The organism is Dietzia sp. SLG310A2-38A2 (genome assembly GCF_014145095.1).
GTDB lineage: Bacteria > Actinomycetota > Actinomycetes > Mycobacteriales > Mycobacteriaceae > Dietzia.
On record NZ_JAALDX010000470.1, the window covers coordinates 1 to 1,828 of the forward strand.

At 71.9% G+C, this 1,828-nt stretch carries 2 protein-coding genes; one reads left to right on the forward strand and one right to left on the reverse strand.

The window, feature by feature from the left end; translation table 11 throughout:
• Nucleotides 1-987: acyl-CoA dehydrogenase family protein (locus G6027_RS15315; RefSeq protein ID WP_182637919.1), on the reverse strand; the 987-nt coding region annotated here is incomplete at its 3' end.
• 81 nt (nucleotides 988-1,068) lie between these two features.
• Between G6027_RS15315 and G6027_RS19040 the strand changes: the two genes are divergently transcribed.
• The coding region (locus G6027_RS19040; RefSeq protein WP_346995763.1) for a glucosyl-3-phosphoglycerate synthase at nucleotides 1,069-1,828 on the forward strand (760 nt) is incomplete at its 3' end.

Genomic DNA, 1,828 nt, shown 5'->3' on the forward strand with positions numbered 1-1,828 from the left:
CAGGCGGGCCTGGTCGATCGCGATCCGGGCCTCGGCGAGCCGCTCCCGGTTCCCGCCCAGGTTGACGACGGGTTTGCCGAAGGCCACCCGGCCCGAGGCGCGGCGGCAGGCCAGATCGAGCGCCATCTCCGACAGCCCGATGAGCCGCATGCAGTGGTGGACGCGGCCGGGGCCGAGCCGACCCTGGGCGATCTCGGCGGCCCGCCCGGGGCCGGTGATGATGTTCTCCACCGGCAGACGCACGCCGTCGAGGGACACCTCACCGTGGCCGAGCGGCTCGTCGTAGACACCCTGTGCGGTGAGCATGCGCTCGACACGCACCCCGGGGGCGTCCATGGGCACCAGCACCATCGAGTGCCGCAGGTACCGGTGGGCGTCCGGATCCGACACCCCCATGTAGATGCCGACCTTGCAGTCCGGGTGGCCGACGCCGGTGGACCACCACTTGCGGCCGTCCAGCACCACCTCGTCGCCCTCGACCCGCGCGGTGGCCGCCATGTTCGAGGCGTCCGAGGAGGCCACGTCCGGCTCGGTCATGAGGAAGGCGCTGCGGATGCTCCCGTCCAGGAGCGGGTCGAGCCAGCGATCCTTCTGCTCCTGCGAGCCGTACTTGAGCAGCACCTCCATGTTGCCGGTGTCCGGGGCGTTGCAGTTGAACACCAGGGGGGCGATGAACGACCGCCCCATCTCCTCGGCGACGGGCGCGTAGTCGGTGTTGGTCAGGCCGGTCCCGCCGTGGGTGCCGTAGCGCTCGGCGTAGGGGCCCTCGTGCCCGGCGGGCAGGAAGAGGTTCCACAGTCCCTGCTCGCGTGCCCTGGTCTGCAGCCCCGTGATCCGCGGATCGACCGCCCAGGGATCCTCGCCGGCCAGTCGGCGGCGGGCGATGTCGGCATGGATCTCCGGCTCGACCGGAGTGATGTGCGTGTCGATGAACTCGCGGACCGCCGCGGTGAGCTCGGCCGCGCGGGGTGAGGGAGAGAAGTCCATAGTGTGCATCGTGGCACACCCGGGTGAACGGGTTCGTCCCACGGCGGCGGCTCGTCGGATACCTCTGGCAGGATCGCGGAGGTGAGCGAGAACGCGCGTACCCCCCTCGCGGACCGGGTCGACCCGATCCGCGACTGGTCGGTGCGCCGCACCTACCTGGCCGGTGACTTCCGCGCCGAGGACCTCGTCGCGGCCAAAGCCGGCCGGCGGGTGTCCGTCGTGCTCCCGGCCCGGAACGAGGAATCGACGGTCGGCGTGATCGTCGCGGCGCTGCGATCCGAGCTGGTCGAGCGGGTGCCACTCATCGACGAATTGGTGGTGATCGACTCCCACAGCGCCGACGGCACAGCGGATGTGGCCCGCGCGGCCGGCGCCCGGGTGGTGGCGCAGGGGGACGTGTTGCCCGCACTGGGAGACGTCCCGGGCAAGGGCGAGGCGCTGTGGAAGTCCCTCGCCGCCACAGACGGCGATGTCGTCGCCTTCCTCGACTCCGACCTGCGCGACTTCGACCCCGCCTTCGCGACCGGCCTGCTGGGACCGCTGCTCACCGAGCCCGGGGTGGTGTTCTGCAAGGGCGCCTACGAGCGTCCGCTCGACGACGGGCGAACCGTCCTGCCCGCGGGCGGGGGCCGGGTGACCGAGCTCGTCGCCCGGCCGCTGCTGGCGATCCACTGGCCCGCCCTGGCCGGATTCGTTCAGCCGCTGGCCGGTGAGTACGCCGGGACCCGACAGGCTCTCGAGTCGATCCCCTTCGCCGGCGCGTACGGGGTGGACATCGGGATCCTGGTGGACCTGTTCGAGTCGTTCGGCCTGGACGCGCTCGCCCAGGTGGACCTGGGTC